This is a genomic window from Aeromicrobium sp., from assembly GCF_036675695.1.
In the GTDB taxonomy this organism is placed as follows: Bacteria; Actinomycetota; Actinomycetes; order Propionibacteriales; family Nocardioidaceae; genus Aeromicrobium.
In genome coordinates this window covers 1-3,237 of the sequence record NZ_JAKFEL010000212.1, presented here as the reverse complement: position 1 = coordinate 3,237, position 3,237 = coordinate 1, and the positions used below count along the sequence as shown (strand labels likewise).

The 3,237-nt window shown below is 65.5% G+C and carries 2 protein-coding genes; both read right to left on the bottom strand.

Features of this window, described 5'->3' with window-relative positions:
* Positions 1–63: 63 nt before the first annotated feature.
* Positions 64–1,419, bottom strand: coding sequence for a replication-associated recombination protein A (locus V6M39_RS13515; RefSeq protein ID WP_332644336.1), 1,356 nt, complete (start codon positions 1,417–1,419; stop codon positions 64–66).
* Positions 1,420–1,511: 92 nt separating this feature from the next.
* Positions 1,512–3,237 (bottom strand): aspartate--tRNA ligase (gene aspS / locus V6M39_RS13510; RefSeq protein ID WP_332644335.1); only part of this gene is annotated, 1,726 nt, incomplete at its 5' end.

Sequence of the window (3,237 nt, the reverse complement as noted above, 5' to 3'; positions counted from 1 at the left end):
GGCCAACACCGCGGTCGACACGAGGATCACGAGCTCCGCCGACATGCAGACGAGCCTATCGCGTCACCGTTCGCGCAGAATGGCGCGGATTCGAGCCAGGCGTTCAGCAATCGCCGCCTCGGCTCCGTGCGAGCCGGGCTCGTAGTAGATCGCTCCATCAACGTCATCGGGTGCGTACTGCTGACCGACAACTCCACGGGGGTCGCTGTGGGCGTAGAGGTAGTCGTGACCATGGCCGAGCTTCTTGGCGCCGGAGTAGTGCGCATCGCGCAGAGCAGGAGGCACGGTGCCGACCTTGCCAGCCCGTACATCGGCGAGCGCGGCGTCGATTGCTGTGATCACGGCATTGGACTTCGGTGCTGTCGCAAGGGCGATGACGGCCTGCGCGAGTACGAGGCGAGCCTCCGGGAATCCGATCATCGCGACGGCCTCGGCGGCAGCGACCGCGGTCTGGAGTGCCGACGGATCGGCCATCCCGATGTCCTCGCTCGCCAGGATCATCAGTCGGCGGGCGATGAATCGTGAGTCCTCCCCCGCCTCGATCATCCGAGCGAGGTAGTGCAGTGCAGCATCGACGTCGGATCCGCGGATCGACTTGATGAACGCACTGATGACGTCGTAGTGCTGATCGCCCTGCCGGTCGTAGCGGACGGCGGCCTTGTCGACGGCGAGTGCCGCATCGTCGACACTGATCGCCTTCTTGCCCTGCGTCGTCGCAGCACCTGCCGCTGCTTCAAGGTAAGTCAGCGCCCGACGTCCGTCGCCACCGGCGAGACGAACGAGATGGTCCTTGGCGTCGTCGTCGAGCGTCACAGAGCCGTTGAGCCCGCGCTCGTCGGAGAGCGCACGGTCAATCAGCACGGCGATGTCGTCGTCGGTCAGGCTCTCGAGCGTCAGCAGCAGTGAGCGGGACAGCAGCGGCGAGATGACGCTGAAATGCGGGTTCTCGGTCGTGGCCGCGACCAGCGAGACCCAGCGGTTCTCGACGCCCGGCAGCAGGGCGTCCTGTTGAGACTTGCTGAAGCGGTGGACCTCATCGACGAACAGGACTGTCTCGACGCCACTGTTGGCCAACGCGCGTCGGGCACCCGCGATGACCTCGCGTACTTCCTTGACGCCTGCCGAAACGGCTGACACCTCGACGAAGCGGCGCTCGGTATGTGCGCTCAACAGCGACGCGATGGTCGTCTTGCCGGTGCCGGGAGGACCCCACAACAGAATCGTCAACGGCTTGTTGTCATCGATCATCTGCCGCAGCGGTGAACCCGGTGCGAGCAGGTGCTGCTGGCCGACGAGCTCGTCGAGCGACGTCGGGCGCATGCGTACGGCCAGTGGCGCCGACGACGAGCTGTTGCCGCTCAAGCTGCCCGAGGGCAACGGGACAGGCGCATCCGGAATGTCGAACAGCCCATCAGTCATGCCGCTGCCTCAATGAAAAAGGCACGGTAGCGAGGCAGCGGCATGAACCCTCTGTCTTTGATTCGCTCGCTGCGCTCGCTCATGCGACGACCCTACGACTCGGTGCCGACCTTCTTGGGCTCCGGTTTGAAATCCACGCCGGTCTCCTTGCGCTGATCCGGGGTGATCGCTGCTGGCGCACCGGTCAGCGGGTCATAGCCGCCGCCAGACTTCGGGAATGCGATGACCTCGCGGATCGAGTCCGTGCCTGCGAGCATCGCGCTGATGCGGTCCATGCCGACGGCGATGCCACCGTGCGGCGGTGCACCGAAGGTGAACGCGTCGAGCAGGAAGCCGAACTTCTCCTGCGCCTCTTCCTCTTCGATGCCCATGATCTTGAAGACGCGCTTCTGGATGTCTTCGCGGTGGATACGGATTGACCCACCACCGAGCTCGACGCCGTTGCAGACGATGTCGTACGCCCACGCCAGTGCGTTGCCCGGATCGGTGTCGAAGGTCTCGATGTCCTGCGGGGACGTGAACGCGTGGTGCACGGCCGTCCAGGCGCCTGCGCCGACGGCAACGTCACCCGAGGCGACAGCGTCGCTTGCCGGCTCGAACAGCGGCGCGTCGACGACCCAGAGGAACTCCCAGGCCGATTCGTCGATGAGGCCACCGCGCCGGCCAATCTCGAGACGAGCGGCACCGAGGAGTGCGCGTGTCGACTTGGTCGCACCAGCGGCGAAGAAGACGCAGTCGCCAGCCTGGGCACCTACGTGCTCGACGATGCCAGCACGCTCTGCTTCGGAAAGGTTCTTGGCGACAGGTCCGCCGAGCTCGCCGTCCTCCTGCACCAGCACATACGCGAGACCCTTGGCGCCGCGCTGCTTGGCCCAGTCCTGCCAGGCGTCGAGCTGCTTGCGGGGCAGCGAAGCGCCACCGGGCATCACAACAGCGCCGACGTACTCGGCCTGGAACACCCGGAACGGGGTGTCCTTGAAGAAGTCGGTGCACTCGACCAGCTCCTGACCCATGCGCAGGTCAGGCTTGTCGGATCCGAAGCGACGCATCGCCTCGGCATATGTCATGTGCGGGATCGGCGTCGGGATGTCGTAGCCGATCAGCTTCCACATCTCGACGAGGATCTTCTCCATCAGCGCGAGCACGTCTGCCTGCTCGACGAAGCTCATCTCGATGTCGAGCTGGGTGAACTCGGGCTGACGGTCGGCGCGGAAATCTTCGTCGCGGTAGCAGCGCGCGATTTGGTAGTAGCGCTCCATGCCAGCGACCATCAGCAGCTGCTTGAACAGCTGCGGGCTCTGCGGAAGGGCGTACCAGCTGCTCGGCGCCAGACGCGCTGGCACGAGGAAGTCGCGGGCACCTTCGGGCGTGGAGCGCGTCAGGGTCGGTGTCTCGATCTCGACGAAGTCCTGTTCCCCCAGCACCGTACGAGCCGCGGCGTTGATCTTGCTGCGCAGGCGCAGCGCCTTGGCTGGCGCTTCGCGACGCAGGTCGAGGTAGCGGTACTTGAGGCGAACTTCTTCGCCGACCTCAACGTGCTCATCGATGGGGAACGGCAGGGGTGCCGAGGTGCTGAGGATCTCGACGTCATCGGCGATGACCTCGATCTCGCCGGTGGGGATGTTGGTGTTCTCGTTGCCGGCGGGGCGCTGCTGCACCGTGCCGACAACCTTGAGCACGAACTCGGCGCGCAGTTGGTGCGCTACCTCTTCGCGTACGACGACCTGTACGACGCCCGAGGCCTCGCGGAGGTCGATGAACGCCACACCGCCGTGATCGCGTCGACGTGCGACCCAACCGGCGAGGGTGACCTGTTGG